We start from the raw sequence: 25,954 nt of genomic DNA on the forward strand, positions 1-25,954 counted from the left end.
ACGCCTTCCCCGTTCTTCGCCAGCCACTTGCCCACTGCGGAGTCCTCCCGGTTGGGCTCCAGGAGCTTGAGGTACGAAGCCCCCCCCCCCCCCCCCCCCCCCTCCTCCCCCACCCCCCCCCCCCCCCCCCCCCCCCCCCCCCCCCCAAGGAGATCGCCAAGGCGCTGACCCGCGCCGGGGTGACCGGCTCCGCCGCCCTCGTACGGCCGCTGATCGAGCAGGCGTCCGAACATGCCCAGCGCGTCGGCCTGGAGCGCGAGCAGCGTGCCGTACTGGCCGGCCTCGGCCTGCCGGCCGCCGAACTGCCGCTGACCGGCGACGGGGTGGACCTCGCCGCCCTGCACGACCTGGCCACGGAGCTCCGCAAACAGGGCGTGGGCAGCCCGGGGGGCGTTGGGGAAGGGGCGGATTCATGAGTACGGGCGTGAGCAGCGGCACGGGGGCGGGACCGGACGCGGGCAGAGAGACAGCCACGGGGGGATCTCCCAGGCTGGACACCGACGCGCTGCTCGACGACCCGGGGATCCGGATCATCGTCTGCTGCGGCTCCGGCGGTGTCGGCAAGACCACGACGGCAGCCGCTCTCGGTGTACGGGCGGCCGAGCGCGGCCGGAAGGTCGTCGTCCTCACCATCGACCCGGCCCGCCGACTCGCCCAGTCCATGGGCGTCGACCAGCTGGACAACGTCCCGCGCCGGGTCGACGGCATCGCGGGCGAGGGCGAGCTGCACGCCATGATGCTGGACATGAAGCGGACCTTCGACGAGACCGTCGAGGCGCACGCGGACGCCGAGAGGGCCCGCGCGATCCTGGAGAACCCCTTCTACCAGTCCCTGTCGGCCGGGTTCGCCGGTACGCAGGAGTACATGGCGATGGAGAAGCTCGGGCAGCTGCGGGCGCGCGACGAGTGGGACCTGATCATCGTCGACACCCCTCCCTCGCGCTCGGCGCTGGACTTCCTGGACGCGCCGAAGCGGCTCGGCTCGTTCCTGGACGGGAAGTTCATCCGGCTGCTGATGGCGCCCGCGAAGGTGGGCGGCCGGGCCGGGATGAAGTTCCTCAATGTCGGTATGTCGATGATGACCGGGACGCTGGGCAAGCTGCTCGGCGGCCAGTTCCTGCGGGACGTGCAGACGTTCGTCGCCGCGATGGACACCATGTTCGGCGGCTTCCGCAGCCGCGCGGACGCCACGTACAAGCTGCTCCAGGACGCCGGTACGGCGTTCCTCGTGGTCGCGACCCCGGAGCGGGACGCGCTGCGCGAGGCCGCGTACTTCGTGGAGCGGCTGGCTGCGGAGGACATGCCGCTGGCCGGTCTCGTCCTCAACCGGGCGCACGGCAGCGAGGCCTCCCGGCTCTCCGCCGAGCAGGCGCTGAGCGCCGCAGAAAATCTTGACGACGCCCGCATTGTGGATCAGGCGACCGGGAAAGCTGGCCTTGGTGACCGGGAGACTCCCGCCCCCACGGCCACCCACCCCGAAGCCGGCACACCGCTCTCCCCCGAGCCCGGGCGCGGGCACCAGCACGACCACGAGAACACGTCCGAGACGAAGCACACGAAGAGCACAGAGGACGCCGAGAGGACGACGGACGACGGCTCCGCCACCCGTGGCGGCACCGACGAGCCCGCCGAAGCCCCGCTGGACATCGACGAACTGACGGCAGGTCTGCTGCGTCTGCACGCCGAGCGCATGCAGGTGGTCGCGCGCGAGCAGCACACCCGCGACCGCTTCACGGAGCTGCACCCCGAGGTTCCGGTGACGGCGGTGGCCGCGCTGCCGGGCGATGTGCACGACCTGGACGGGCTACGGGCCATCGGCGACCGCCTGGCGACCGGCTCCTCCCCGGCTCCGGCCGGTGCGGCATAGACTCCCGCACTCCCGCAGCACCGCTGATCAGCTGACATCCCTGCCCGCGCTGCCTGCTTTCCGAAGCCGCCTGCCCGCCGAGCCGACACGCCGCCGAGCCGACAGGCCGTCGGGCGCACTCCCGTCGCTCCGCTGCGTGAGCCGCCGGGGACGACGGAACAGCCCTCAGCCCACCGCGGCGTACGTCTCCTGAAGCTCGTCGTCCTCCAGCCCGATCACCGCGGGCAGCATGCCGGTGGACCGCTCGTACTCACTGCGTGCGGTCTCCAGCAGACGGCGCCAGGACGTGACGGTGGGCCGACGGCGCAGCAGTGCGCGGCGCTCCCGCTCCGTCATTCCGCCCCACACGCCGAACTCGACGCGATTGTCCAGCGCGTCGGCCAGGCACTCGGTACGCACCGGGCATCCGGTGCACACCGCCTTGGCCCTGTTCTGCGCTGCCCCTTGTACGAACAGTTCATCCGGATCAGTAGTGCGGCAGGCTGCCTGCGCACTCCAGTCGGTTACCCAGCCCATGCCGGCGCCGTCCTCTCCCGAATCGAGGCTCCCCCACGGCGGTAGCGGCATATTCACCGCTGCCAGTTGAGGACGTTACGGAAGGCGGGGACAGCACAACACCCCCTTCGGGCCCAATCTTGAATGGTCCGAACGGACTATGCGTATGCGGCAGATCACCCAGGGGAGTGATGGGAAGACATGCACGACTAACGCCGCGAAATCGGGACAGTACACCCGAATGGCAACGGGCGTTCAGTGACACACGGGGCGTTTTCGGGAGCGCCGCGATGTGCGATTCACCTGTGCGTCGGCCGGGAGAAGAATGACCAGAAGAGGTGCATGAGGTTGCAGGGGGGTTGATACGGAACCGGACTGCTGTGACAGTTGAGAGCAGCTTAGGCCAAGGCCTGTGCGCCTGTCCGGCGAATGACAACGTCGGCACAAGGAGGGGGGCGCCTGCCGTGCTCGCCATGCCGTCATCGCGCCGCACCGCCGTGGGGTTGTTCCCGCCGGGCGTCCTCGCCGTACGGACGCCGCCGTACAGACGCCGCCTCACGTCACTGCCGTACAGACGTTGCCGTACAGACGCCGCCCGACGTCACTGCCGTACAGACGTTGCCGTACAGACGCCGCCCGACGTCACTGCCGTACAGACACCGCCCGACGTCACTGCCGGATGCCGCCGCCGGATGTCACGGTCTGGTACGCGAACGCTCCGAGGGCCCCCCGTTCCTACAGAACGCTCATCACTACGGATTAGGCTGCCCTCATGCCAAAGAAGCGCTCGGGCGGGGGTCTCACCACGACCCAGCAGGCCGCCAAGTTCCTCGGTGTCGCCGCGCTCTCCGGAGCTGTCCTGGCAGGCATCGCGCTGCCCGCAGCCGGAGCGTTGGGGCTCGCCGCCAAGGGGACGGTCGAAGGGTTCGACGAGATCCCCTCCAATCTGAAGACTCCGCCGCTCAGCCAGCGGACCACGATCCTGGACCGCGACGGCGGTGCGATCGCGACGGTCTACTCCCGCGACCGGACCGTGGTCCCCCTGAAGGACATCTCCCCCTACATGCAGGACGCGATCATCGCGATCGAGGACTCCCGCTTCTACGAGCACGGGGCGATCGACCTCAAGGGCATCCTGCGCGCGATGAACCGCAACGTACAGACGGGCGGGACCGCGCAGGGCGCGTCGACCCTCACCCAGCAGTACGTGAAGAACGTGTTCGTCGAGGAGGCGGGCGACGACCAGGAGAAGGTCGCGCAGGCCACCCAGCAGACGATCGGCCGCAAGGTCCGCGAGCTGAAGTACGCGATCCAGGTCGAGGAGGAACTCGGCAAGAAGAAGATCCTGGAGAACTACCTCAACATCACGTTCTTCGGGCAGCAGGCGTACGGCGTCGAGGCCGCCTCCCAGCGCTACTTCTCCAAGCGCGCCAAAGACCTGAAGCTGGAGGAGGCCGCGCTGCTCGCCGGCATCGTCCAGTCACCGACCCGCTACGACCCGGTCAACGACACGGAAGAGGCCACCAAGCGCCGCAACACCGTGCTGGCCCGGATGGCCGCCACCGGCGCCATCACGCAGGCCGAGGCCGACAAGGCCATGGAGACCCCGATCAAGCTGAAGGTCAGCAAGCCGAAGAACGGCTGCATCACGGCCGTCAGCGGTTCCGGGTTCTTCTGCGACTACGTGCGCAAGACGATCCTGACCGACCCGGCCTTCGGCAAGACCGAGGAGGAGCGCTCCAAGCTCTGGAACCTCGGCGGGCTCACCATCAGGACCACGCTCGACCCGCGCGCCCAGCAGGCCGCCAACCAGGCCGCGACCGCGCGGGTGAACAAGGACGACAAGTTCGCGGCCTCCGTGGTCCAGGTGCAGCCGGGTAGCGGCAAGATCCTCTCGATGGGTCAGTCCCGCCCGTACGGCCTGGACCAGAAGCAGAACGAGACCGTGCTCAACCTCGCCGTCAGCAACAAGATGGGCGGCAGCACGTACGGCTTCCAGGTCGGCTCGACGTTCAAGCCGTTCACCGCGGCGGCGGCGCTGGAGAAGGGCATCGGCCCCGCGACCTCGTTCTCGACGGACTGGAAGATCACGCTCGAGGAGAAGGACTTCCGCAACTGCTCCGGCTCCCCCGCGGGCTACGCGAAGTGGCCCCTGCAGAACGAGCTGGAGTCCGAGACGGGCTCCTGGGACATGACCAGCGCGCTCGGCAAGTCCATCAACACCTACTTCGCGCTGCTGGAGCAGAAGGCCGGCCTCTGCGAGACCGTGGAGATGGCGAAGAAGGTCGGGTACGAGCGCGGCGACGGCAAGAAGATCGTGGAAGCGCCCTCGATCACCCTCGGCAGTGAGGTCAGCACCCCGCTCTCCATGGCCGCCGCGTACGCCGCGTTCGCCAACCGGGGCACGTACTGCACGCCGATCGCCATCGAGTCGATCACCGACCCGAACGGCAAGAAGGTCAAGGTCCCCCGGTCGAAGTGCTCGCGGGCGATGAGCGAGCACACGGCGGACACCATCAACCAGATGCTCAAGGGCGTGGTGGAGGACGGCACCGGTACGCAGGCGGGGCTGAGCGACCGTGACAACGCGGGCAAGACGGGTACGACGAACGACCGCAAGGACGCCTGGTTCGTCGGGTACACGCCGAACCTCTCGACCGCGGTGTGGGTCGGCGACGACATCGGCGAGAAGAGCTCGATGTTCAACGTCACCATCGGCGGCCAGTACTACCCGAAGGTCTGCGGCGGCTGCCTCCCCGGCCCGATCTGGAAGATCGCCATGACCGGCGCGCTCGACGCCGCCGAGACTCCGTCGTTCAACCCCGTCTCCGTCCCCCGGGCGAAGACGAAGGAGGACAAGGAGAAGGAGGACCGCGACCGCGGCGGCGACCGTGACGGTGGCCGTGGTGGCGACGACCGCGAGGACGGCAAGCCCGGCCGCGACCGGACACCCGGCATCCAGCTCCCGCCCGGCCTGATCGGCGGACCCGGCGGCGGCGAGGACCAGGACCAGCGGGGCGGCGGCAGGTCCGGCCCCTGAGACGCAGACGGCAGACGTACGTACGAGGGGGCGCCCCGGTCGAAGGACCAGGGCGCCCCCTTTTCGCAGCCTCTTCAGCTCTCTTCCTGAGCAGGCCCGCGGGCTCGGCGTTCCTTGAGGGGCTCAGCAGCCTTCCTCGGCAGGCTCGGCCTTCGCGACGGACTCAGCCCGCGAGGAGCTTCTTCACCGCGGCGGCGACGCGGCCGCCCTCGGCGAGACCGGCCACCTTGGGGTTGACGATCTTCATGACGGCACCCATGGCACGCGGCCCTTCGGCCCCGGCGGCCTTGGCCTCCTCGACGGCGGACGCCACGATCGCGTCCAGCTCGTCGTCGGTGAGCTGCTTGGGCAGGTACTGCTCCAGCAGCTCGCCCTCCGCCTTCTCCCGCTCCGCCTGCTCGGCCCGGCCACCCTGGGCGAACGCCTCGGCCGCCTCACGGCGCTTCTTCGCCTCCTTGGCGATCACCTTCTGCACCTCGTCGTCGGAGAGCTCACGCGCCGACGTGCCGCTGACCTCTTCCTTCGTGATCGCGGTGAGGGTGAGCCGAAGGGTGGACGAGGTCAGCTCGTCACGCGCCTTCATGGCCGTGTGGAGGTCTTCCTTGAGCTTGGACTTGAGCGTGGTCATGCCGTGATTGTGACAGGTGCGGGGCGCCCGCCGCCCTCCGGTTTTCCGCTCGTCGCACGGTGTCTGCGACGATGGACGCATGCGCGCACGCTACGGAGTACCCCTGAAAGTCACGGCAGTCGGCGCAGCGGTCGGTGCCGTCGGACTCGCCTACGCCGCCGGGTTCGAGGCCCGCTCGTTCCGCCTGCGGCGGGTGACCGTTCCCGTACTCCCGCACGGGGCACGTCCGTTGCGCGTCCTCCAGGTGTCCGACATCCACATGGTGAGCGGCCAGCGCAAGAAGCGGGCCTGGCTCCAGTCCCTCGCGGGCCTGCGCCCCGACTTCGTCGTCAACACCGGCGACAACCTCTCCGACCCGGACGCCGTACCTGAGGTGCTGGACGCGCTCGGCCCGCTGATGGAGTTCCCGGGGGTGTACGTCTTCGGCTCCAACGACTACTACGGGCCGAGGCTGCGCAACCCCGGCCGCTACCTCCTGGAGAAGGTCCAGGGCAAGCACGGCCTGAACGGCAACGAGCCCGTGGTCGGCGCCGTCCACAACCCGTGGGAGCCGATGCGGGACGCCTTCGACGAGGCCGGCTGGCTGAACCTGTCGAACACCCGGGGTCGGCTCAAGCTGGACGGCCTGGAGATCGCCTTCACCGGCCTGGACGACCCGCACATCAAGCGGGACCGGTACGCGGAGGTCCAGGGCGGCCCCACGACCGGCGCCGACCTCTCCATCGGCGTGGTCCACGCCCCGTACCTGCGCTCCTTGGACGCCTTCACGGCCGACGGCTACCCCCTGATCCTCGCGGGCCACACCCACGGCGGCCAGCTGTGCATCCCCTTCTACGGGGCCCTGGTCACCAACTGCGACCTGGACACCGACCGGGTCAAGGGCCTGTCCACCCACACAGCGGGCGCCCACCGCGCCTATCTCCACGTCTCCGCAGGCTGCGGCACCAACCGCTACACCCCGGTCCGCTTCGCCTGCCCCCCGGAGGCCACGCTGCTGACGCTGGTGGGGCGGGACTGAGAGGCCGGGGCCAGGGCCGAAGAAAGCGGATTTCGCCTCCGGCCGCAGGTGGGCTAAAGTAATCGATGTCGCCGGGAGACCGGTGGGCATCGGGGTGTAGCGCAGCTTGGCAGCGCGCTTCGTTCGGGACGAAGAGGTCGTGGGTTCAAATCCCGCCACCCCGACAGCTGAAACACCAGGTCAGGGGCCTGATCCGCTTAGCGGGTCGGGCCCCTGAGTGGTTTCCGGGGGCGTCTTGGGAGCCGTTTGGGAGCCAATCTCGGAACCCGGCTCCCATCGGCTCCCGAAGTGGTTCGGCGTTTCGATGATTCGGCGAGACAGCTCCCGGGGGCGGTCCCGTCCGCGTACGCTCTGGGCGTCCGACGCACCGCGCCGGGCGCACGAGGGGGCACCGTGGATCATCTCTTCACCGTCGACGGGCGGACGGCCACGCCGATATCGCGCACCGGGCTCGCCGCCGAGAGCCTGCTGGAGCGGCAGCACCTCCAGGAGTGGGTGATCGCCCATCCCCAGGTACTCGGGGAGTCGGCGCTCGTGATCACCGCGGAGTACGACCGGTGGGCTGACACCGACGGGGTGCCGGCCCGCGACCGGCTGGATGTGCTGGGGCTGGACGCGACCGGACGCCTCGTCGTGGTCGAGCTGAAGCGGGGGACGGCCGATCGGGACGTGCACCTCCAGGCGATCACCTACGCCGCCCTGGTGTCCCGCTTCGACCTCGACACCCTCACCCAGGCACACCGTGACTTCCTGTCCCGCAGGGGGCAAACCCTCGACATCGACGCGTGCAAGCAGCGGCTGCTCGACCACGTGGACGGCGAGTGGAGCCCAGCGTTGCTCCAGCGACCCCGGCAGGTGATCATCGCCGCCGACTTCCCCAAGCAGGTCACCCACTCCGTGGTCTGGCTGTCGGAGATGGGCATCGACATCGACCTCGTCCAGGTCGGCCTGTGGCGGGTGGAAGGACACCTCGTCGCCGGGTTCACCAAGGTCTACCCGACCCCGGAGGTCGAGGAGTTCACGCTCACCCCGGCCCGGGTCGAAGGCGAGGCGGCGGCCAAGAAGCTGCAGGAACGCTCGCGTTCACGCAACGCCGTCCACGTGCTCGTCGGTGCGGGCCTGCTGCCCGACGGGACGAGGCTGCTGATGACACCACGTCACGGTGTGACGGAGGCCATCCGCGCCGAGATCCGGTCCTGGGTGGCGCAGGACGCCGACCGGGGGACTGTCACCTGGACCAATGACACCGAGAAGCCACTGGTCTGGAACGCGGACGGAGATTCATACTCCCCTACCGGGCTGGCCAAGCACATCTTCACGAGCGTGACCGGTCGGAGCCTGGACGTCGTACAGGGAACGACGTGGTGGGACGTGGACACCACCCACGTGCCCGACGGCGTCGACCCTGGGGAATGGGCCACGCTGGCAGGGTCCGACCTGACCGGTCTGGCCAGGCAGCTCAGCGGCACTCGCAAGGACTGGACCGGGCTGCACACTCTGCTGAGCGGTGTCCCGGCTGGGCGGTGGACCACCTACGGCGACCTGGCGGCGGTGGTCGGGAGCCATGCTGTCCCCATAGGTCAGCACCTCGGCACCTGTGGTCGATGCCCCAACCCCTGGCGCGTCCTCACGGCCGCCGGGAAGGTCAGCCCCGGCTTCCAATGGCCCGACCCCTCGCGCACGGACACTGCCGCGACCGTCCTGATCGGGGAAGGCGTGCGCTTCAACGGAGAATCCGCCGACCCTGACCAGCGCCTGCACGAGGACGAGCTCCGGCAACTCCTCGACGGCTGAGAGCCCTTCGAAGCCCTCAGCCCATCGTGACCGGTCCCTGGCTCAGGCGTCAGCGCCGCCGAAGCGCTCGCGGTAGGACTCCAGATCCTCCTCCGTGATCTTCGCGAAGAGCACCGGCAGCACGGTGAACGGGGTGCCAGCCGGGACAGCGTCCAGGGACTTGACCTGCTCGGCGGTCACCCAGGTCGCGGTGTCGCTCTCCAGGGCGAAGGCACCGCGCATGGCGGCGGCCGAGGCCGGGATGAACGGCTCGGAGACGACCGCGTACAGGTGGATCAGGTTCATCGCCGTGCGCAGCGTCAGGGCCGCGCCGTCCGGGTCGGTCTTGATCTCCAGCCAGGGGGCCTTCTCCTCCAGGTAGGAGTTGCCCGCGGACCACAGGGCGCGCAGAGCGGCGGCGGCCTTGCGGAACTGGAGCGCCTCCATCTGCTCCTCGTACTCGCCGAGCAGCCGTGCGATCTCCTCGCCCAGCTTCGCCTCCGCCTCGCCGGCGGCACGACCGGCCGGGACCTCGTCGCCGAAGCGCTTGCGGGAGAAGGACAACACGCGGTTGACGAAGTTGCCGAGGGTGTCGGCCAGGTCCTTGTTGACCGTAGCCGCGAAGTGCTCCCAGGTGAAGGAGGAGTCATCCGACTCGGGGGCGTTGGCGATCAGGAAGTAGCGCCAGTAGTCGCCGGGCAGGATCTCCAGGGCCGCGTCGGTGAAGACGCCTCGCTTCTGGGAGGTGGAGAACTTACCGCCGCAATAGGTCAGCCAGTTGAAGCCCTTGACGACATCGACCTTCTTCCACGGCTACCGACGCCGCCCCGAGGTGGCGGCGTGGACATGTCCGCAAAGGCCGTTGCCAAATACGAGAAGCTGGAGAAGGCGAAGGCGGAATCGGATCGCCGAGCGGAAGCGGCCGAGTTGCGCCTGGCGCAAGTGGAAGCGCTCGCGATGCGTCAGAGCTCCGCCATCGAGGCTCTCAAGGGAGCACTTCGGTTGTTCATGAATCCTGATGAGTTCGGCGACGGCGCGCTGGCCTGAGCCCGATGAACGGGCGACTGATGAAGCTGAACGTCCTCCGCGCGGTTCTTTCTCCGATCACCAGCCTGCGTGCGGTCGGGCTCAGACTCCGTCACGGCAGACTGCTGACGCATGACGAGGCGTGGCGCCAAGCGAGGCTTCGCACGCACCCTGACGAGCTCCCCTACTGGCCACGCGCTGGCGACAAGGGACTGCGAGAGTGATCCTGGGCCATCTGTAGAGGCGCACCCGAGGAGCACTGCTGGCGGGTGCGCCGCCCCACAGCCGACCTGCCGGCGGCGGTCACTGATCGGCGGAGTTCAGCAGGTACGGCACGCTGGTGGGGCGTTAGGACCAACCGTGGCCGCACCGTCTTCGCATGGCCCTGACCAGCAAGATCACGAACTGCAGTGGTGTGGTCGGCGCCTTTCGCTGCCCCCATGTGGGTGTGTCTGCCGTCCCACTCGCGTGGTGTCACATCTGACGCGGCTGCGGTGTCCCTATTACGGAAGCCGAGAGAAGGGATCGTGAGGATGAAGGCCGTCATCGTGTGCGCCTCCGTGTCGCACGGCAATACGCGTCGTGTCGCCGACAGCATGGCCCAGGTGCTGGTGGCGAAGGTCGTCTCTCCCGAGCAGGCCGACCCGGCGGAGCTGGCCAGCGCCGACCTCGTGGGATTCGGCTCAGGCATCTTCTATCAGAGGCTCCACCCCCGCCTGACCGACCTCGTCACGGCACTGCCGCCCACCGGGAGGGGCCGGGCGTTCGTGTTCGCCACCAGCGGGCTCCCCGAGATTCCGCCGGTGCCTTTCACCGGTCCTCTGGTCAAGCTCCTGGAAGGCAAGGGCTTCGAGGTGGCTGGGACCTTCTCGTGCCGAGCGTTGGACACCATGGGGCCCTTCAAGCTCGTCGGAGGCATCAACAAGGAGCGCCCGAACGCCGGGGACCTGGCCGCCGCGCGATCGTTCGCTGAGCGGCTGCGGGACGGGCGAGAGCCAGCGGCCTGACGACCCGTACATCCTTTTGACGGGACACATACGCAACACCCGTTGCCCGCCCAGTGATCAACACGGCACGATTGCTCCCGTAACGCCACGTGAAGAGCGTTCTGACCCACCGCTGTCGTGGCACTCGTCCTGCAGGGGGATTCCTTGAACAAGAGGAAGCTGGCCGCGGCGACCGTCCTGTGCGCCGCCCTGCTCACCACTGCGACCGCGCCCGCCTCCGCCACCGCGGCGGACGGGCCATCCGACAACGGCGGCGCGTTCCTCACGCAGACCACGCCGAAGGACGCGGCGACCGTCGAGAAGCTGGCCCGCGAGCGCGCCGAAGAGGTCCACGCCCGGACGCCGGCGAACAAGCTGTGCACCGGCACCTGGACGCACGCCGTGTCCACCGTCACCTTCCAGCGCGCGTCGGGCGGCACCCTCGCCTGGGGCTTCAAGCTGTCCAACACGGCCCGCGCGAACCTCGGTCCGACGGTCACGGTGACGATGCCGTACGCGTACGTCAACGGCAAGGCCGTCAACCCGCCGTACGGCCCGCACACGGCGATCAGCACGTACAACTTCCACGGCAGCATGAACAAGTACCAGCACGTCGGCGGCGGCTCCGGCACCATCGCCACCGGCAACAAGCTGACCTTCTACTGGTTCCTGAAGGGCTCCAAGCCCAACTCCGCCGCCGACCGTTACATCACCTGCCAGGTCCCGAAGCCCGGAAGCGCGTGAGCACCTCATGAACAGCAGCCGTACACCCCGCCCCACCGCCCGTATCCTCGACGGCCGCCGCGAACTCGTCGTCCACGGCCTGTCGCTGGAGGGGGACTCGTTCACCCTCCGCTACACGGTCACGCCGCCGCTCCCCCAGGGAGACGAAGGCGAGTCGCCTGTCCTGCTCGCGCTGGAGGCCCGCGACGACGTCGGCAACGAGTACACGGACTGGGGCGGGGCGTACGGCCTGAGCGAGGACGGCGGCCACACGGACGGCACGATCACGGGGCAACCCGCCGTCGCTCCGTCGGCTCGCGTGCTCACCGTCCGCCTCACCTTCCTGCGGGAGGGGCGGGAGTACCCCTGCGAGCTCGATCTGGAGGTGCCGGGGGCGCTCCCGGAGTCCGGCTGACAGCGTGGCAACGGGTGCACCTGCAACGCCCGGTCCGGAGGAAGCGGCGGGAGCAGAAGAGCCGCCCTGGGAGAATTCTGGGAGACGATCTCCTCCCAACCGCCTCCCCAGACCGACGCAGCCCCACGCATACCAAGCCGCTGACCTGCGCTGTTGCCAAAATGGCCAGGCCGCGAGCCCTGCCGAACCTCATTCGGGACGTAGAGGTCGCGGGTTCAAATCCCGCCCCCCCCGACAGCTGAAACACCAGGTCAGGGCCGGTCTCCCTTCGGGGAGACCGGCCCTGTTCGCGTTGCGTTTCGGATGTGGGGTGTCAGCCGGGTGTGATCTTGGTCGGCAGACCTGTGCTTCGGAGGCGCGTTGCTGCAACAGCCGGTCGAGGACCGGCACGGAGGAGCGTGGGGCGAGCGGGAGTCGCGCGTCGAGGGACTCCTCCCAGACCTCCGTGAGCTGGGTCACGAGCGTGGCGCGCATGGTGTCGGTGACGTAGCTGTACCGGGCCGGCAGATGGCCTCGTGGCTCATGCGGTCGTCCATCTACACCTTCGGGGTGCCGAGCTCGTCCATGCGCGTGCGGTGTCCGTGGCGGGTGAGCCGGTCTTTGATCGGGAGCCAGCACTCCGCAGCTCTGCCGGCGGCACCGCGCCCCCGCACGGGGACGCCGGGCCAGGGTCCTCCGGTGACGGGGACGGGGTGAGCGATGGCGGGCGCCCTGGGCGGACCAGCCGGTGGCGGACGGGGTCATGGGCAGTCCACCCGCACAGGCGCATCCTGCGAGGTGGCGTCCAGCCCATCGCGCTCCGGTACAACCGTCCACTGTTTCCACCGGGGTCGGCAGCGCCGGGAGCCACGGGCGCGTTCCCGTCGTTCCGCGGGTACGTTCACGATCCACATGGGCGACTCGGCGCGCAGGCTGGACGGAGAGCTGAGCGCAGCGGCCTGCGGCGGTGGCCCCGTCCGGGCTGGTGGCGTTCGGGAAGAGGGCCACTCGGGGGCCGCCTACCCGCCCTACCTCCGCACCTGAATCAGCGCGTGAGTGCCACTGGTACGCCAGGCGTCCCCGGACCGCTCGAGAGCGGCCACCGTTCCCTCTTCCAGGCCGACAATGACGTCGGACTTCAGGGTCCGGAGCGCTGCGACGGCCCCCGGGAAGTACGTGGTGAGATCGGCGAAGGACGCCGTGGCGTGCCACAACTGGTCGCCCACCAGGCGACGGTAGTTGAGGTCGCCCTTCAGGATGGTGAGCGCGGCGCTCTCGAACTCGCCGCGCAGGTCCTCCGGCATCTCCCCGTACGGCTGCGGAGCGCAGAAGAACCAGTGGGCGCGCACCTCCAGGTTTCCCGCCGCCATGGCCTTCCACAGCCGGCCGCCGATCCTGCCGGCTTCACCGGGCGCCTCGACGAGGCGACGAAGGCAGTCGACGACGTCAGCCGTCATCGCGTCGGAGACGTAGTAGGGGTAGGGCTTCACGTGAAGCACGACCCGGTCGGCGTGCCGCTGTTCGAGGAGGTGGTCGATGAGGATCAGGTCGGGGATCAGCTCTCGACCCGCGTTGTCCGCCACCACGGCGACCGTAGAGCCCGCTCCGACCGGCAGAAGCCGCCACAGCAGGGCGCTGTCGTCGGCGACCAACGCGGGGGCGGCGGCATCTCCGACCTCCGGCCCCCCTGCCGCGACGCGGAAGCCGAGGTCCGCGCGGTTGCCCCAGAGGGAGGCGTGGAGCAGGGCCGTGGCCCGCTCCTCGGCCGACGCGTTCGCGAGCGCGTCCAGGGCGCGCAGCTCCTCTTCCACCGCGTCGCCTTCCAGTTCGGCCTCCTTGAACGGCGCGAACGGGTCGACTCCCTGCCATGGGCCGGTACTGAAGTACCCGACCGCACCGAGGAGCCTTCGGTAGAAGTAGCTCTCCGCCCACAGGAACGGGGCGTCGTGCCAGGAGCGGCCGAAGTGCTCCTGCCCCGAGACCGCCCAGAGCTCGTGGTCGCGTTCCGCGGGGGCCAGTGGTTCGACAACACCGTTGGTGATCTCGTCCAGCAAGGCGTCGAGGGCCTCGTGCTGGCGTCGGCTGTACGGGAACGCGTCTCGCACCTGCTGGACAAGAGCAGGGTGGCGCTTGGCCAGCACACCCCAGGCGAACGAACCGGGCTCGTTGCCCAGGATGACCGGAGCATTCGACGCGGCGGCCGATGTGGCGGTATTGGCCGCCTCTTCACCCGAGGCGCGGGAGGTCTTCTCTGTCATGGTGTCCAAGCCCTTCGTTTCCTGCGACGCTTCCCGGAGTACGGATACGAGCCTTCGAGATCTTCTGACCTGTGCACCAAGCCGGGCTCCGGAACGGGTATCGGGAGGCAGGGGGCTGGTGTCGGCGAGGCCGAGGGCGTTGGAACGCCGACGGAGTCCCAGAAGCGCTGCCGCACCTCCGCTTCGCTCCGTTCCAACGCCGAGCAACACCTGGGAGTCCGGCGCGACGACGATCTCCTCGCCCTGGGCCTCCCCGTCGGACACCCCCCGGTCGCTGACGCCGAGGTAGGACGCGAAGCCACGCACGCTCCGACGCGTCGCGAGCCGCAGAGCGTGCCTCCCGTCCGGTCCAGCGCTGCACTGTGGCCACCGAAGCTCCTTCGACCCACACCCGCGACGGTAACAGCGTAGGGCGGTCTGACCAGCGGCGTAGGGCCTTCACCACGACGGGAGTTCAGCACGGATGCGACACCTGGGCCATCCCGGCCAGGTCTGACCGAGGGCACACCCGCGGACTGGCCGACGGCGGTTCCGCATCGCGAGTGCGACACCACGGCAGCCCGCTGCCCGCCGCGGCTCGGCAGTCTGCTCTCCGAAACCCTGGCAGGGCTTCGGACGGTCAGGCGATCGGGTCGAGCCGACCGGCGCACGCCGTGCGGCTCGGTCTCCAGGGCGCTGCTCGCCGGGCCGCCGTGCTGTGGGGGCTCGGGCCCCCGCTGGGGGCTCCTGGTCACCTGGCTGCGAGCGCCGTCCGGTGGAGCGCCCGCCCCTCACTCCGCCCTGGTGTAGGTCAGGCTCTCGCCCGACCCCGTCGTCGCCCGGCGCAGGGTGCCGTCCGGGAGAAGGGTCAGCTCGGTGGGCTTCCCCGGAGAGCAGGAGGAGGCCGGGCGGCCCACGGAGACGGTGGACGGCCCGATGAGGACCGGTTCGTCGGCGGCGGGCCGGGCGGCCAGGGAGGCGGTGAACTCGCAGTAGTACGTGGCACCGAGAGCCAGGGGGCCTTCGGCGGTGAGGGAGAGGACCTGGCCTCCGACCGCACCTTGACGGATGGTCAGCCTGCGGCTGGATGACCCCCGTTCGCCGGGGAGGGAGGCGGTCCAGGTGCCGAGGTAGCCCTCGGGGACGGCCCCCTCGTCTCGGGTGCCGGCCGGATCGCCGGAGGGGCCGGTGGAGGTCCCGGCGGAGCCCTCGGTGGAGGAGGCGGACGGGCCGGGCGTGGGGGTGTCGGCGTCCTGGTGGTTGATGAACGCGTACACGGACCCGCCCGCCCCGATCGCCACGACGAGTGCGACCGCGACGAGCGCGACGGTCGCCCCGGTGGAGCGGCGCACAGGCGCGGGGGCGGTCGCCGGGGTGAAGTACGTGGGCGGGAGAGGGGTGGTGTAGGAGGGCCCGGGGTCGTAGCCGTGCCCGTACGGGGGGTGGTGCGCTCCCGCGTACGGGGGCGCCGCCGGGGCGGGCGGGAGAGCGGCGGGCGTGGCCGGTGCGACCGGGGGAGCCGGGGCCGGGACGGGGGCGGCCTGGGTGGGGAGCGCGTGGACGGGGGAGGGGGGAGCGGCGGGGGGTGTCGGTGCGACCGGGGGAGCCGGGGCCGGGACGGGGGCGGCCTGGGTGGGGAGCGCGTGGACGGAGGAGGGGGGAGCGGCGGGGGGTGTCGGCTGCTCCGGGTCCTCCGCGTCGAGCAACCCCACCGCGTGTCGGCCGAGTTGGGCTATGAGGGAGGCGGGGAGCCAGGGTTCGTCCGGCTCCGCATCGCCCAGCCGGGCCAGCAGCTCGCCGGGGGTGGGCCGGGCGGCCGGGTCCTTGGCCAGGCACTCCCGTACGACGTCGGCCAGCTCCGCCGGGACGCCGGTCAGGTCCGGGTCCTCCTGGGCGATCCGGAACATCAGGGCGTGCGCCCCGCCGCTCTCGGCCGTACCGAAGGGGAAGCGGCCGGTCGCCGCGTACGCGAGCACGGAGCCGAGGCAGAACACGTCACACGCCGGTGTCACCCGCTCGCCGCGCACCTGCTCCGGGGCCATGAAGCCGGGCGAGCCGATCATCGCCCCGGTGCGGGTGAGGTCGCCGTCGGCCAGGGGCTCCAGGGCACGGGCGATGCCGAAGTCGATGACCCGGGGGCCGTCGATGGTGAGCAGCACGTTGGACGGCTTCAGGTCGCGGTGGATGAGCCCGGCGCGGTGGATGTGCTGGAGGGCGTGGGCGAGCCCGGAGCCGAGGAGCTGGACGGAGCGCAGCGGCAGGGGGCCGTACGCGCCCGCGTCGGTGAGGGGCGCGCCGGGGCGGCCGGAGACGATGCGGTGGAGGGAGGGGCCGGCGACATAACCGGTGGCGACCCAGGGGACCGGGGCCTCGGTGTCGGAGTCCAGGACCGGGGCGGTCCAGGCGCCGCCGACCTGGTGTGCGGCCCGGACCTCCTGCCGGAAGCGGGCGCGGAACTCGGGCTGCTCCGCGAGTTCGCGGCGGACGAGCTTGAGGGCGACGGTGCGGCCCCGGTCGGAGCGGGCGAGGAAGACCTGGCCCATGCCGCCTTCGCCCAGGCGGCCCAGGAGGCGGTAGGCGCCTATGCGGTGCGGGTCGTCGGGCCCGAGCTTGTCCATGTGCGCTTCCTCCCCCTGCGACCGCACGAGGATAGCGCCGCCCGGCGGGGGCCTGTCCCTCGTACGAGAACGGCCCCTGCCCGGACGGGTCCGGCGCGCCTGCCCAGCCCGTCCGGCGTGGAAGGCGGTGGTGCGCCCGCTCTCCCCGTCGGCGTGGACGCCTGGGACCCGACACCCTGCCGACCCGCGCGCCCAACGCCGTACAACATGGCCATGGAGACCGCCCCCACCAGCACCTACGCTCCCCGCATGACCCCTCATGCCCCTCATGCCCCGTACGCCGACCCCGCGGCCGGTGCGGCCGTGAAGGCCGCGGACCGCGCGCACGTGTTCCACTCCTGGTCCGCCCAGGGCCTCATCGACCCGCTCGCCGTGGCGGGCGCCGAGGGGGCCTACTTCTGGGACTACGACGGCAACCGCTATCTGGACTTCACCAGCGGGCTCGTCTACACCAACATCGGCTACCAGCATCCCACCGTGGTCGCCGCGATCCAGGAGCAGGCGGGCAGGCTCGCCACGTTCGCGCCCGCGTTCGCCATCGAGGCGCGCTCCGAGGCCGCACGCCTCATCGCCGAGCGCACCCCGGGCGACCTGGACAAGATCTTCTTCACCAACGGCGGGGCCGAGGCCGTCGAGAACGCCATCCGCATGGCCCGGCTGCACACCGGGCGCCCGAAGGTGCTCTCCGCCTACCGCTCCTACCACGGCGCCACCTCCACCGCGATCAACCTCACCGGCGACCCGCGCCGCTGGCCCTCCGACAGTGGTTCGGCCGGAGTGGTCCACTTCTGGGCGCCGTTCCTCTACCGCTCGCCGTTCTACTCCGAAACCGAGGCGGAGGAGTGCGCCCGCGCGCTCCAGCACCTCCAGGACACGATCGCCTTCGAGGGCCCGGCGACCGTCGCCGCGATCATCCTGGAGACCGTCCCCGGCACGGCCGGCATCATGACGCCTCCCCCCGGCTATCTGGCGGGCGTGCGCGAGATCTGCGACCGGTACGGGATCGTCCTCGTGCTCGACGAGGTGATGGCCGGATTCGGGCGTACCGGCGCCTGGTTCGCCGCCGACCACTTCGGCGTCGTACCGGACCTGCTGACCTTCGCGAAGGGCGTCAACTCCGGTTACGTACCCCTCGGCGGCGTCGCCATCAGCGCGGAGATCGCCGCGACCTTCGAGACCCGCCCCTACCCCGGCGGCCTCACCTACTCCGGCCACCCGCTCGCCTGCGCCGCCGCCGTCGCCACGATCGGGGTCATGGAGGACGAGGGGGTCGTCGAGAACGCGGCCCGGATCGGGGAGACCGTCCTCGGCCCCGGCCTGCGCGAACTGGCCGAACGCCACCCCTCGGTGGGCGAAGTGCGCGGCCTCGGCGCTTTCTGGGCGCTGGAGTTGGTGCGGAACCGGGAGACCCGCGAGCCACTCGTCCCGTACAACGCCTCGGGCGAGGCGAACGCCCCGATGGCGGCCTTCGGGGCGGCAGCGAAGAAGCAGGGGCTCTGGCCGTTCATCACCATGAACCGCACCCACGCCGTCCCCGCCTGCAACGTCACCGAGGCCGAGGCGAAGGAGGGGCTGGCGGCCCTGGACATCGCGCTCGCGGTGGCCGACGAGCACACGGTGTAGCCGTACGGGCACTCTCCCGCACCGCCGGCGCCCCCGTCCTGCCCGAGACCGGGCACGGCGGGGGTGCTGCCTTAAGGTGACCCGAGCCGAAAAACGGCCGAGGACGGCCGGGCACGGCTGATGAACGGGAAGGGCCGCCCATGGGGCCGAGCGGAGGTGTGACCCGCAGTACGCTGCGCCAGCAGATCGCCGACGCGCTGCGCGACGAGGTGCTGGCCGGGCGGCTCCGTCCGGGCCGGGCGTTCACCGTCAAGCAGATCGCGGAGCAGTACGGGGTCTCCGCGACCCCCGTCCGCGAGGCGCTGTTCGACCTCTCCGCGCAGGGCCTGCTCTCCTCCGACCAGCACCGCGGCTTCCAGGTCCACGAGTTCACGATCCGGGACTACCGGGCGATGGTGGAGGCCCGCTGCCTCGTCGTCGAGGGCATCTTCCGCTCCCCGGCCGACCAGGTCGCCGTCCGGGCCGAGGCGCTCGCCGCGATCCGCCGCCGGGCGTCGGAGGCCGTCCGCGCGGCGAAGGGCGGCGATCTCGATGTACTGATCGGGTACGACCTCCGCTTCTGGCGGGAGCTGGGGGCCTTCGTCCTCAACCCGTACATCAGCGCCTTCCTCACCAAACTCCGCGTCCAGGCCTGGGTGTTCACCGTCCACCGGCTGCGCGGCGAGCACGCGGACGAGCACGTGCTGTGGTTCGGCCACGAGGAGCTGGTCGAGGCGATCGCGGCCCGCGACGAGGCACGGGTGCTCGCCGTGATGCAGGACTACTACGCGCACGCCCTGGCCTGGGCGGACCACCTGGAGGCCCAGGAGGCGCGGAGCCCGGCCCCGGAGTAGCGCCCGCTCACGTCGGCGTCGCGGCCGCCCGCGCGCTGCCGGGGCCCTGTGCGCGGGGTTCACCTCGCATTACGCTGTTCCGACGATCGCCGAACCCGTTGGAGAGCGAGACTTCGTGGCCTGTGACCTGTGGCTGGTCCCCCTCGTCGATGTGCTGTGCCACAGCCCCGACAACCCCTTCGCCGAAGAGATCGCCGTCTACGACCAGGCGCTGAACGACGCGGGCCTGCCGTCCGTCCCCGTCTTCGCCTACATGCCCGGCCTCAACGGGGACGTGGCCCCGGTGGCGGGTTTCGACTACGACGCCCTGCACTATCTGCGCCGCGCCTACCTGCTCCAGCTGAGCGGTCTGGCCGTCACCCCGGTCGAGGGCCTCGGCGGTGACTACGAACAACTGCTGGAGATGTTCGAGCAGACGGCCCAGCAGTCGCACCTGGTCTGGCACTACGACCACGCGGGGGCGTACGTCCCGGTCGACTTCCCGGCCCCGCTCTCGAACGACGCCCTGCTGGCGGGCGGCGGCCCTCTGGGCTCCGCGCACGGCCTGCTGCGGGAGCTGGAGTACGTGGCCCCGACCATCGGCATCGACCCGGCCAACCCCCCGGCCGCCCCGCAGCCGCCCCCGGGCCCCACGACCCTGGAGGAACCGGCGAGCCCGGTTCCGTACGACGACAGCCCGTTCGCGAGGGAACGCCACGTCTGGCTGGGCCTGCACGCGGCAGCAACCCGCTCCCTGGCCCAAGGCTCCATGATCATCTTCAGCTGAACGCGCCCTCGGGCTTCCCACCCCGTCCGCGCAACCAGGACCGCCCCGCCCGCACCACCAGGACCACCCCATCCGCACCACCAGGTCCATTCCGCCCGCGCACACCAGGCGCGCCCGCCCGCGCAACCGGGCGCGCCCGTCCGCACAGGCCGGCCCGCCCGGCGCTGGGGGACGGAACCCCTCACGGGGCGGCTCCCGCGCCTGCCGGGCCGCCCCGGGGGTCGGCTCCAGCCCGTCCGGACGCCCCCTCAGCCCGTCCGGACGCCCCCGGCCTTCCGGCGCCCGAGGACGCGGGGCCCGGCGGTGCGACCCCGCACCACCGCCAGCCCCGGCCCGACTATCGCGGCGGCGCCTCCGGGGGCCGCTGCCGGGGCATGTTCGGCCGGGCCGCCACGGACGGCATCGAGAACCGCCCCGGCAGCACCCCCGGCTCGGCCCGCCCTCCCGCACTGCCGGAGACCAGCGCCTGCGTCCCCATGGGCGCGGGCCCCGCCCGGAACTCCACCATCCAGTCCGCCGTCTCCGACCGCACCAGCTCCGTGATGTCCTCGGAGAACCGCCGCAGCACCCCCAGGCACCGCTCCGCCGCCTCGCTGGCGGTCCCCTCGGTCGGGCCGAGGGTCTCCCGTACGCACTCCGAGGCCCAGTCGAACTGGAGTACTTGGAGCCGCCGCTGCACGGCCTGGGCCGTGGCGAGGTTCCTTATCCAGCCGGAGGTCAGTCCGAAGTACCGGTCGCAGGCCATGCAGGCCGCGCCCAGCAGGAGCGACAGATACCCCCACCCCGCCGACCCGCTGAGCGTCCCGGTCAGGTCGAGCAGCGGCAGCGCGGTCCCCGCGACGACCCCGGCGGCCGTGCCCCACCGCAGGGCCCGGGCCCCCCGGCGCTTCCACACCCGGTCCGCCAGATACCAGTCGGCCGTCGCGAGGGCGCCGGACTCGACCCAGCGGTACAGCTCGTCGAGCCGCTCGGCGGGCTCGCCCCAGTCGCCGAGGGGGAAGGGCCGCCCGGTCAGGTCCCGCCCGCCGGACCCGCCGTCACCCTCCGGCTCGCCCCGGCCCCGGGACCCGCCGCTGCCCACCGCGCGGCCGCCGCGGCCGCCGCGCCCGCCGGCCCCGGCGGCCCCTCCCGCGCCTCCGACGGCGCCGGGCCCTGCGGCTCCCGCGATCCCTGAACCAGAAGCGGAACAATCCACTCGGCTCTCACCGGAACCCGCGCCGGACTCCTTGCGGGGCGGCCCCTCGGGCTGCATCTCCGGCTGACTCACCGGGGCACTCCTCTGCACTCTGTGCACTCTGACGGGCGGGGAGAACGCGGACGGAAGGCGCGCGGGACTCCCCCTGAGTAACTGTGTGTCACCAAACATGCGCGCACGCGTATCGATGTGCACGCCCTTCCTACCGCCGAATGGTGGGCTGTGATGCCGAAATCGAGGGATTCCCATCTGCATGGGGCCGCTGGTCAGGTATAGGACCCTCCGCGACGGTTGACGAACCTCACCCGAAAGAGTTGGCCCCCGTCCGTTCCCGGCGGGTGGAGCGCGGTGACCGGGGAGCACGTAGGCTCGGCTTACCGAAACATCTGTCGTCGAAATGCCAGGAGTGACCGTGATTCCCGGTGGTGGCCAGCCCAACATGCAGCAGTTGCTCCAGCAGGCCCAGAAGATGCAGCAGGACCTCGCCGCCGCCCAGGAGGAGCTGGCGCGGACCGAGGTGGACGGCCAGGCAGGCGGAGGCCTCGTCAAGGCCACCGTGACCGGCTCCGGCGAGCTGCGGGCCCTGGTGATCGATCCGAAGGCGGTGGACCCGGAGGACACCGAGACGCTCGCCGATCTCGTGGTGGCGGCCGTCCAGGCGGCCAACGAGAACGCGCAGGCGCTGCAGCAGGAGAAGCTCGGCCCGCTGGCCCAGGGCCTGGGCGGCGGCTCGATCCCGGGCCTGCCGTTCTGACACCGCCGGTAGCCGCCCGGAGCTGACGCCGGGGGCCTATTGGTACCGCCCCGTACCCACTACGGTACGGAGCGGAGAGCAAAGGAAAGAAAGGCGTTCCGTTGTACGAAGGCGTGGTTCAGGACCTCATCGACGAACTGGGCAGGCTGCCCGGCGTCGGTCCCAAGAGCGCGCAGCGGATCGCCTTCCACGTCCTGCAGGCCGAACCCACCGACGTGCGCCGTCTGGCCCATGCCCTCCTGGAGGTCAAGGACAAGGTCCGGTTCTGCGCGGTGTGCGGCAACGTCGCCCAGCAGGAGCAGTGCGGGATCTGCCGGGACCAGCGCCGCGACCCGAGCGTCATCTGTGTGGTCGAGGAGCCGAAGGACGTCGTGGCGATCGAGCGGACGCGTGAGTTCCGCGGCCGTTACCACGTCCTGGGCGGGGCGATCAGCCCCATCGAGGGCGTCGGCCCGGACGACCTGCGCATCCGTGAGCTGCTGGCCCGGCTCGCGGACGGCTCCATCACGGAGCTGATCCTCGCGACCGACCCCAATCTGGAGGGCGAGGCCACCGCGACGTACCTGGCGCGGATGGTCAAGCCGATGGGCCTCAGGGTGACCCGGCTGGCCAGCGGTCTGCCGGTCGGCGGCGATCTGGAGTACGCCGACGAGGTCACGCTGGGCCGCGCGTTCGAGGGGAGGCGGCTGCTCGATGTCTGAGACCGGAGCCGTACGTGCCGCCCTCCCCCGGCGCTCCCCCGCAACGTCGTCCGCTTCACCGTCTGTGACCGCGCCCACGGGAGGTCCCCACGATGTCTGACGCCACGCTGAACTCCGTCACGCAGGACCCGGGCGACTTCGCCGTCCAGATCGCGGACCAGATCAAGACGTTCATCGTCGCGGTCACCGAGGTCTCCAAGGTGGAGGAGCCGGAAGAGGCCGTTCCGGTCCTGCTGCTCCAGGTTTCGCAGCTCCTGCTCGCGGGCGGCCGCCTCGGTGCGTACGAGGACGTCCTCCCCGACGAGCGGTACGAACCGGACCTCGGCGCCGAGCCGGACGCGGACGGCCTGCGCGAGCGGTTCGCCGCCCTGCTGGAGCCGATCGACGTCTACTCCGAGGTCTTCGACCCGTACGAGCCCCGCAAGGCCCCGGTCCCGCACCGCATCTCCGACGACCTGGCCGACCTGGTCACCGACCTCTCCCACGGCCTCGCCCACTACGAGGCGGACCGCACGGCCGAGGCGCTGTGGTGGTGGCAGTTCTCCTACTTCTCCAACTGGGGCTCCACCGCCTCCGCCGCCCTCCGCGCCCTCCAGTCCCTGGTCGCCCACATCCGCCTCGGCCAGCCCCTGGAAGAGCTCGACGGCCTGGACACCGACCAGGACCCGGGCGAGGAGGACCTCGCCGAGGAGGCGGGCCGCGTGATGCTGGAGGAGATCGCGGGGCCATTGGGGCTGCGGCCGGTGAAGTAGCCGGTACGCCGGTGAATCAGCCGGTTCCGGGTTCATGCCTGTCCGGTGCCGGTACCAGGTCCACGCCTGCCCGGGGCCGGTTTCGGCCCGGTCGCCAGGCCGAGGAAACTCGGCGGCGGCTCCCGCACACCCCTGTTAGCCTCCACCTGCCCCGTGATCATCGGGGGTGGCACCGGGGAGGGGACAGCGCGTGATGGGACGTACGGGACAGGGACGGGCGAGACGGGCGGCCGCGATCGCCGTGGTCGCCGCCGGGACGGTGCTGGCGACGCCGGGCACCGTACTGGCCGCGGCGTCCGGCACACTCCTGCCGAAACAGCCGCTCACCGCCGACCTGGGGACGGGCGGCGCACCGTGCGTCTCCGGTGACGAGCGGGCCTATGTGCGGTCCGTGCCGCAGCTGTCCGCGCGGCTGTACGGCCCCGGCGGCGGACAGCCGGATGAAGCGAGCCGGGTCCAGGGCGAGTTCGAGGCGTGGTGGCAGGGCGAGGGCGGCGCCGAGGAGCGCGTGACCCTCACCACCACGACCAAGCACGACACCGCCCCGTTCAGCTGGCAGTTGCCCAGCACCATCCCCGAGGAGACCGTCATCGCCTGGCGGGTGCGCGCCGTCAACGACGCCGGGGCATCGGCCTGGAGCAGCGAAGGGGCGGGCACGCCCTGCGAGTTCGTCTACGATCGCACGGCGCCCGACGCCCCGGTCGTCACCTCCTCCGACTACCCGGACGACGACACCTGGACGCCGGGGACCGGTGTCCGGGGGACGTTCCGTTTCACGGCACAGGCCGACGACGTCGTCGCCTACAGCTACTCCTTCATCGGCGGCCCCTCGAAGACCGTCGCGGCCGGTGCCGACGGGGCGGCCGAGATCAGCTTCGTCCCGCAGCAGTCCGGCGTCCAGGTCCTCTCCGTACAGGCGCAGGACCGCGCGGGCAACCGCGGCCCGAGGAGCGACTACACCTTCCGGATCGGGTCCGGCCCCGCCCCGGTGGCGCAGTGGAAGCTCACCGACGCGGCGGGCTCCCGCCGGGCCGCCGCGGAGACCGGTACCGCCGCCCGCGCCGGCGCGGGGGTCGCCTTCGGCGCGCCCGCGCCCTCCGGCACCCCGCTCACCTCCACCGCCTCGCTCGACGGATCGGGTCACGGCTTCCTGACCCCGGGGACCCCGGTCGTCACCGGCACCGGGAAGGACTTCGCCGTGGGCGGCTGGGTTCGCCCGGCGCGCGTGGACGGCACCCGTACGGTCCTCTCGCAGGACGCGGGCACGGCACGCGCCTTCACCCTGGGCCTGACCCAGGCCGGGGCCGCCCCCGTCTGGTCCTTCACCGTCGGCGGAGCCCGTGTCTCCGGCGGTCTGCCCGCCGTCGGCGAGTGGGCCTATGTGCTGGGGCAGTACGACGCGGGGACCGGCACAGCACGGCTGTACGTGAACGGCCGCGCCGTCGGCGAGGAGACGGCCGTCACCCCCGTGGCGGGCGAGGGCTCCTTCCAGATCGGCCGGGCGCGCGGCGCGCAGGGCTACCGGGACCGCTGGCAGGGCGAGATCGGTGACGTACGGGTGTACGACCGGATCGTCGTGGCCTCCGAGGTGAAGGACCTCGCCACCCGTGCCGCGCGGCGGCTCGGCCACTGGGCGCTCGACACCGCGCCGGACGGCCTCGCTCCGGAGGAGGGCGGCGGCGCACCGCTGAAGCTGGGCCCCGGCGCCTCGCTCTACCGCCTCGACGACCCGTGCGACCCGCTGGACCTGGAGTGCGGCCATGACATGCCGCTGGAGATGGACGGCGACGGCCACCTCCGCCTCGATGGCGTCTCGGGCCACGCGGCCACGGACGCGCCTGTGGTCGACACCTCGGGGAGCTTCACCGTCAGCGCCCGGGTCCGGCTCACCGACGACGAGCCGGCGACGCCGATGACCGCGATCTCCCAGGGCGGCGAGCACGGCGACGCCTTCAAGGTGCGCTTCGACCCGGAGAACTCCAGCTGGGACCTGGTGATGTCGCACGCCGACGCACCTGGCGCGCCGCAGACCGTGCTGCGGCGGATCGAGTCGCCGGACGGCAACTGGGGGGCGGGCCACCGGGTGACCGTCGTCTATGACGCCTCCGTCAAGCAGGTGTCCTTCTATCTGGACGGGGTGAAGTACGAGGAGGGCGGCACGGCGGACTTCGCCGCGGCCTGGAAGAGCACGGGCGGGCTCCAGATCGGCCGGGGCCGTACCGCGGACGGGTGGGGCGAGTATCTGCACGGTGCGGTGGACAGCGTGTTCGCCTACGAGGGGGCGCTGTCCGAGGAGGAGATCCGCCAACTGCCGTACCTGCGGGCTACCAGCCCCTGATCGTCGGCCGTCGTCGCTGACCGCCGTCGGAAGCCACCGCCGTCGGAAGCCACCGCCGCCCCGCCGCCCCCGGCCGGGGGGGGGGGGGTGCACAGGGGTGGTTGTGGCGACACCAACCGCAGACCCCAACCCCCCTGAACCGCTCCATTCCCCCCCCCCTCCCCCCGCCTCCCCTGGAGGGGAGGAG

At 71.3% G+C, this 25,954-nt stretch carries 20 protein-coding genes, 1 tRNA gene and 3 pseudogenes; 17 read left to right on the top strand and 7 right to left on the bottom strand.

What is annotated here, in order from left to right:
* Positions 1 to 86, bottom strand: a pseudogene (locus AC0682_RS15640) (methylmalonyl-CoA epimerase); the annotation flags it as partial.
* Positions 87 to 143: 57 nt separating this feature from the next.
* Here AC0682_RS15640 and AC0682_RS15645 point away from each other — a divergent pair.
* Positions 144 to 416 (top strand): annotated as a pseudogene (locus tag AC0682_RS15645) (ATPase); the annotation flags it as partial.
* Positions 413 to 1,867 carry an ATPase BagB gene (gene bagB, locus AC0682_RS15650; protein ID WP_478533313.1) on the top strand — a complete coding sequence of 485 codons (1,455 nt, stop codon included), beginning with the start codon at positions 413 to 415 and terminating at the stop codon, positions 1,865 to 1,867. The pseudogene AC0682_RS15645 and the gene bagB, both read left to right, overlap by 4 nt.
* 165 nt (positions 1,868 to 2,032) lie before the next feature.
* Here bagB and AC0682_RS15655 read toward each other — a convergent pair whose 3' ends face one another.
* Entirely contained in the window at positions 2,033 to 2,383 is a 351-nt protein-coding gene (locus AC0682_RS15655) for a WhiB family transcriptional regulator (RefSeq protein ID WP_018489477.1), read from the bottom strand.
* Between the two features lie 751 nt (positions 2,384 to 3,134).
* Here AC0682_RS15655 and AC0682_RS15660 point away from each other — a divergent pair.
* Positions 3,135 to 5,402 (top strand): transglycosylase domain-containing protein, encoded by a 2,268-nt coding sequence (locus tag AC0682_RS15660; RefSeq protein WP_478533315.1) that lies wholly within the window; start codon positions 3,135 to 3,137, stop codon positions 5,400 to 5,402.
* Positions 5,403 to 5,565: 163 nt separating this feature from the next.
* Here AC0682_RS15660 and AC0682_RS15665 read toward each other — a convergent pair whose 3' ends face one another.
* Positions 5,566 to 6,030, bottom strand: coding sequence for a GatB/YqeY domain-containing protein (locus tag AC0682_RS15665; protein ID WP_478533316.1), 465 nt, complete (start codon positions 6,028 to 6,030; stop codon positions 5,566 to 5,568).
* A 79-nt stretch (positions 6,031 to 6,109) separates the two neighbouring features.
* Here AC0682_RS15665 and AC0682_RS15670 point away from each other — a divergent pair, with 79 nt between their 5' ends.
* The 3 genes from AC0682_RS15670 (at position 6,110) to AC0682_RS15680 (ending at position 8,842) form a co-directional block, all read left to right on the top strand.
* Positions 6,110 to 7,048: a metallophosphoesterase gene (locus AC0682_RS15670; protein ID WP_254812255.1), complete on the top strand. Its 939-nt coding sequence runs from the start codon at positions 6,110 to 6,112 to the stop codon at positions 7,046 to 7,048.
* A 90-nt stretch (positions 7,049 to 7,138) separates the two neighbouring features.
* A tRNA-Pro gene (locus tag AC0682_RS15675) sits at positions 7,139 to 7,212 on the top strand.
* 229 nt (positions 7,213 to 7,441) lie between these two features.
* Positions 7,442 to 8,842 (top strand): MGMT family protein, encoded by a 1,401-nt coding sequence (locus AC0682_RS15680; RefSeq protein WP_478533317.1) that lies wholly within the window; start codon positions 7,442 to 7,444, stop codon positions 8,840 to 8,842.
* A 42-nt stretch (positions 8,843 to 8,884) separates the two neighbouring features.
* Here AC0682_RS15680 and AC0682_RS15685 read toward each other — a convergent pair.
* Positions 8,885 to 9,634, bottom strand: a pseudogene (locus AC0682_RS15685) (class I tRNA ligase family protein); the annotation flags it as partial.
* Positions 9,635 to 9,661: 27 nt separating this feature from the next.
* Here AC0682_RS15685 and AC0682_RS15690 point away from each other — a divergent pair.
* The 4 genes from AC0682_RS15690 (at position 9,662) to AC0682_RS15705 (ending at position 11,971) form a co-directional block, all read left to right on the top strand.
* Positions 9,662 to 9,868, top strand: a complete 207-nt coding sequence (locus tag AC0682_RS15690) for a hypothetical protein (protein ID WP_478533319.1) — start codon at positions 9,662 to 9,664, stop codon at positions 9,866 to 9,868.
* 512 nt (positions 9,869 to 10,380) lie between these two features.
* A complete protein-coding gene (locus AC0682_RS15695; protein WP_478533320.1) occupies positions 10,381 to 10,854 on the top strand; it encodes a flavodoxin family protein in 474 nt (157 codons plus the stop codon).
* Between the two features lie 144 nt (positions 10,855 to 10,998).
* Positions 10,999 to 11,577 (top strand): hypothetical protein, encoded by a 579-nt coding sequence (locus AC0682_RS15700; protein WP_478533321.1) that lies wholly within the window; start codon positions 10,999 to 11,001, stop codon positions 11,575 to 11,577.
* A 7-nt stretch (positions 11,578 to 11,584) separates the two neighbouring features.
* Positions 11,585 to 11,971 carry a hypothetical protein gene (locus AC0682_RS15705; RefSeq protein WP_478533323.1) on the top strand — a complete coding sequence of 129 codons (387 nt, stop codon included), beginning with the start codon at positions 11,585 to 11,587 and terminating at the stop codon, positions 11,969 to 11,971.
* Between the two features lie 1,007 nt (positions 11,972 to 12,978).
* Here AC0682_RS15705 and AC0682_RS15710 read toward each other — a convergent pair.
* Positions 12,979 to 14,208 carry a damage-control phosphatase ARMT1 family protein gene (locus tag AC0682_RS15710; RefSeq protein ID WP_478533387.1) on the bottom strand — a complete coding sequence of 410 codons (1,230 nt, stop codon included), beginning with the start codon at positions 14,206 to 14,208 and terminating at the stop codon, positions 12,979 to 12,981.
* A 770-nt stretch (positions 14,209 to 14,978) separates the two neighbouring features.
* Positions 14,979 to 16,805, bottom strand: a complete 1,827-nt coding sequence (locus AC0682_RS15715) for a serine/threonine-protein kinase (RefSeq protein WP_478533324.1) — start codon at positions 16,803 to 16,805, stop codon at positions 14,979 to 14,981.
* 249 nt (positions 16,806 to 17,054) lie between these two features.
* On the opposite strand from AC0682_RS15715, the gene AC0682_RS15720 reads away from it, so the two are divergent.
* From AC0682_RS15720 to AC0682_RS15730, 3 genes are all read left to right on the top strand, one after another.
* The gene (locus AC0682_RS15720; RefSeq protein WP_478533325.1) at positions 17,055 to 18,428 is read left to right on the top strand and encodes an aminotransferase class III-fold pyridoxal phosphate-dependent enzyme; all 1,374 of its coding nucleotides are present in this window, start codon (positions 17,055 to 17,057) and stop codon (positions 18,426 to 18,428) included.
* Between the two features lie 140 nt (positions 18,429 to 18,568).
* Positions 18,569 to 19,261, top strand: a complete 693-nt coding sequence (locus AC0682_RS15725; RefSeq protein WP_478533326.1) for a GntR family transcriptional regulator — start codon at positions 18,569 to 18,571, stop codon at positions 19,259 to 19,261.
* 115 nt (positions 19,262 to 19,376) lie between these two features.
* The gene (locus AC0682_RS15730; protein WP_478533328.1) at positions 19,377 to 20,027 is read left to right on the top strand and encodes a hypothetical protein; all 651 of its coding nucleotides are present in this window, start codon (positions 19,377 to 19,379) and stop codon (positions 20,025 to 20,027) included.
* A gap of 337 nt (positions 20,028 to 20,364) precedes the next feature.
* Here AC0682_RS15730 and AC0682_RS15735 read toward each other — a convergent pair whose 3' ends face one another.
* Positions 20,365 to 21,294 carry an SLATT domain-containing protein gene (locus AC0682_RS15735; RefSeq protein WP_478533329.1) on the bottom strand — a complete coding sequence of 310 codons (930 nt, stop codon included), beginning with the start codon at positions 21,292 to 21,294 and terminating at the stop codon, positions 20,365 to 20,367.
* 340 nt (positions 21,295 to 21,634) lie between these two features.
* Between AC0682_RS15735 and AC0682_RS15740 the strand changes: the two genes are divergently transcribed.
* The 4 genes from AC0682_RS15740 to AC0682_RS15755 all read left to right on the top strand — a co-directional run bounded on the left by AC0682_RS15740 (position 21,635) and on the right by AC0682_RS15755 (position 25,767).
* Positions 21,635 to 21,976 (top strand): YbaB/EbfC family nucleoid-associated protein, encoded by a 342-nt coding sequence (locus AC0682_RS15740; RefSeq protein WP_125616319.1) that lies wholly within the window; start codon positions 21,635 to 21,637, stop codon positions 21,974 to 21,976.
* Positions 21,977 to 22,077: 101 nt separating this feature from the next.
* Complete coding sequence (gene recR / locus AC0682_RS15745) at positions 22,078 to 22,677, top strand: recombination mediator RecR (protein WP_478533331.1); 600 nt, start codon at positions 22,078 to 22,080, stop codon at positions 22,675 to 22,677.
* 92 nt (positions 22,678 to 22,769) lie between these two features.
* Positions 22,770 to 23,429: a DUF5063 domain-containing protein gene (locus AC0682_RS15750; RefSeq protein WP_478533332.1), complete on the top strand. Its 660-nt coding sequence runs from the start codon at positions 22,770 to 22,772 to the stop codon at positions 23,427 to 23,429.
* 193 nt (positions 23,430 to 23,622) lie between these two features.
* Positions 23,623 to 25,767, top strand: a complete 2,145-nt coding sequence (locus AC0682_RS15755) for a LamG-like jellyroll fold domain-containing protein (protein ID WP_478533333.1) — start codon at positions 23,623 to 23,625, stop codon at positions 25,765 to 25,767.
* The last annotated feature ends 187 nt before the right edge of the window (positions 25,768 to 25,954 follow it).

The organism is Streptomyces sp. NPDC043746 (assembly GCF_056436485.1).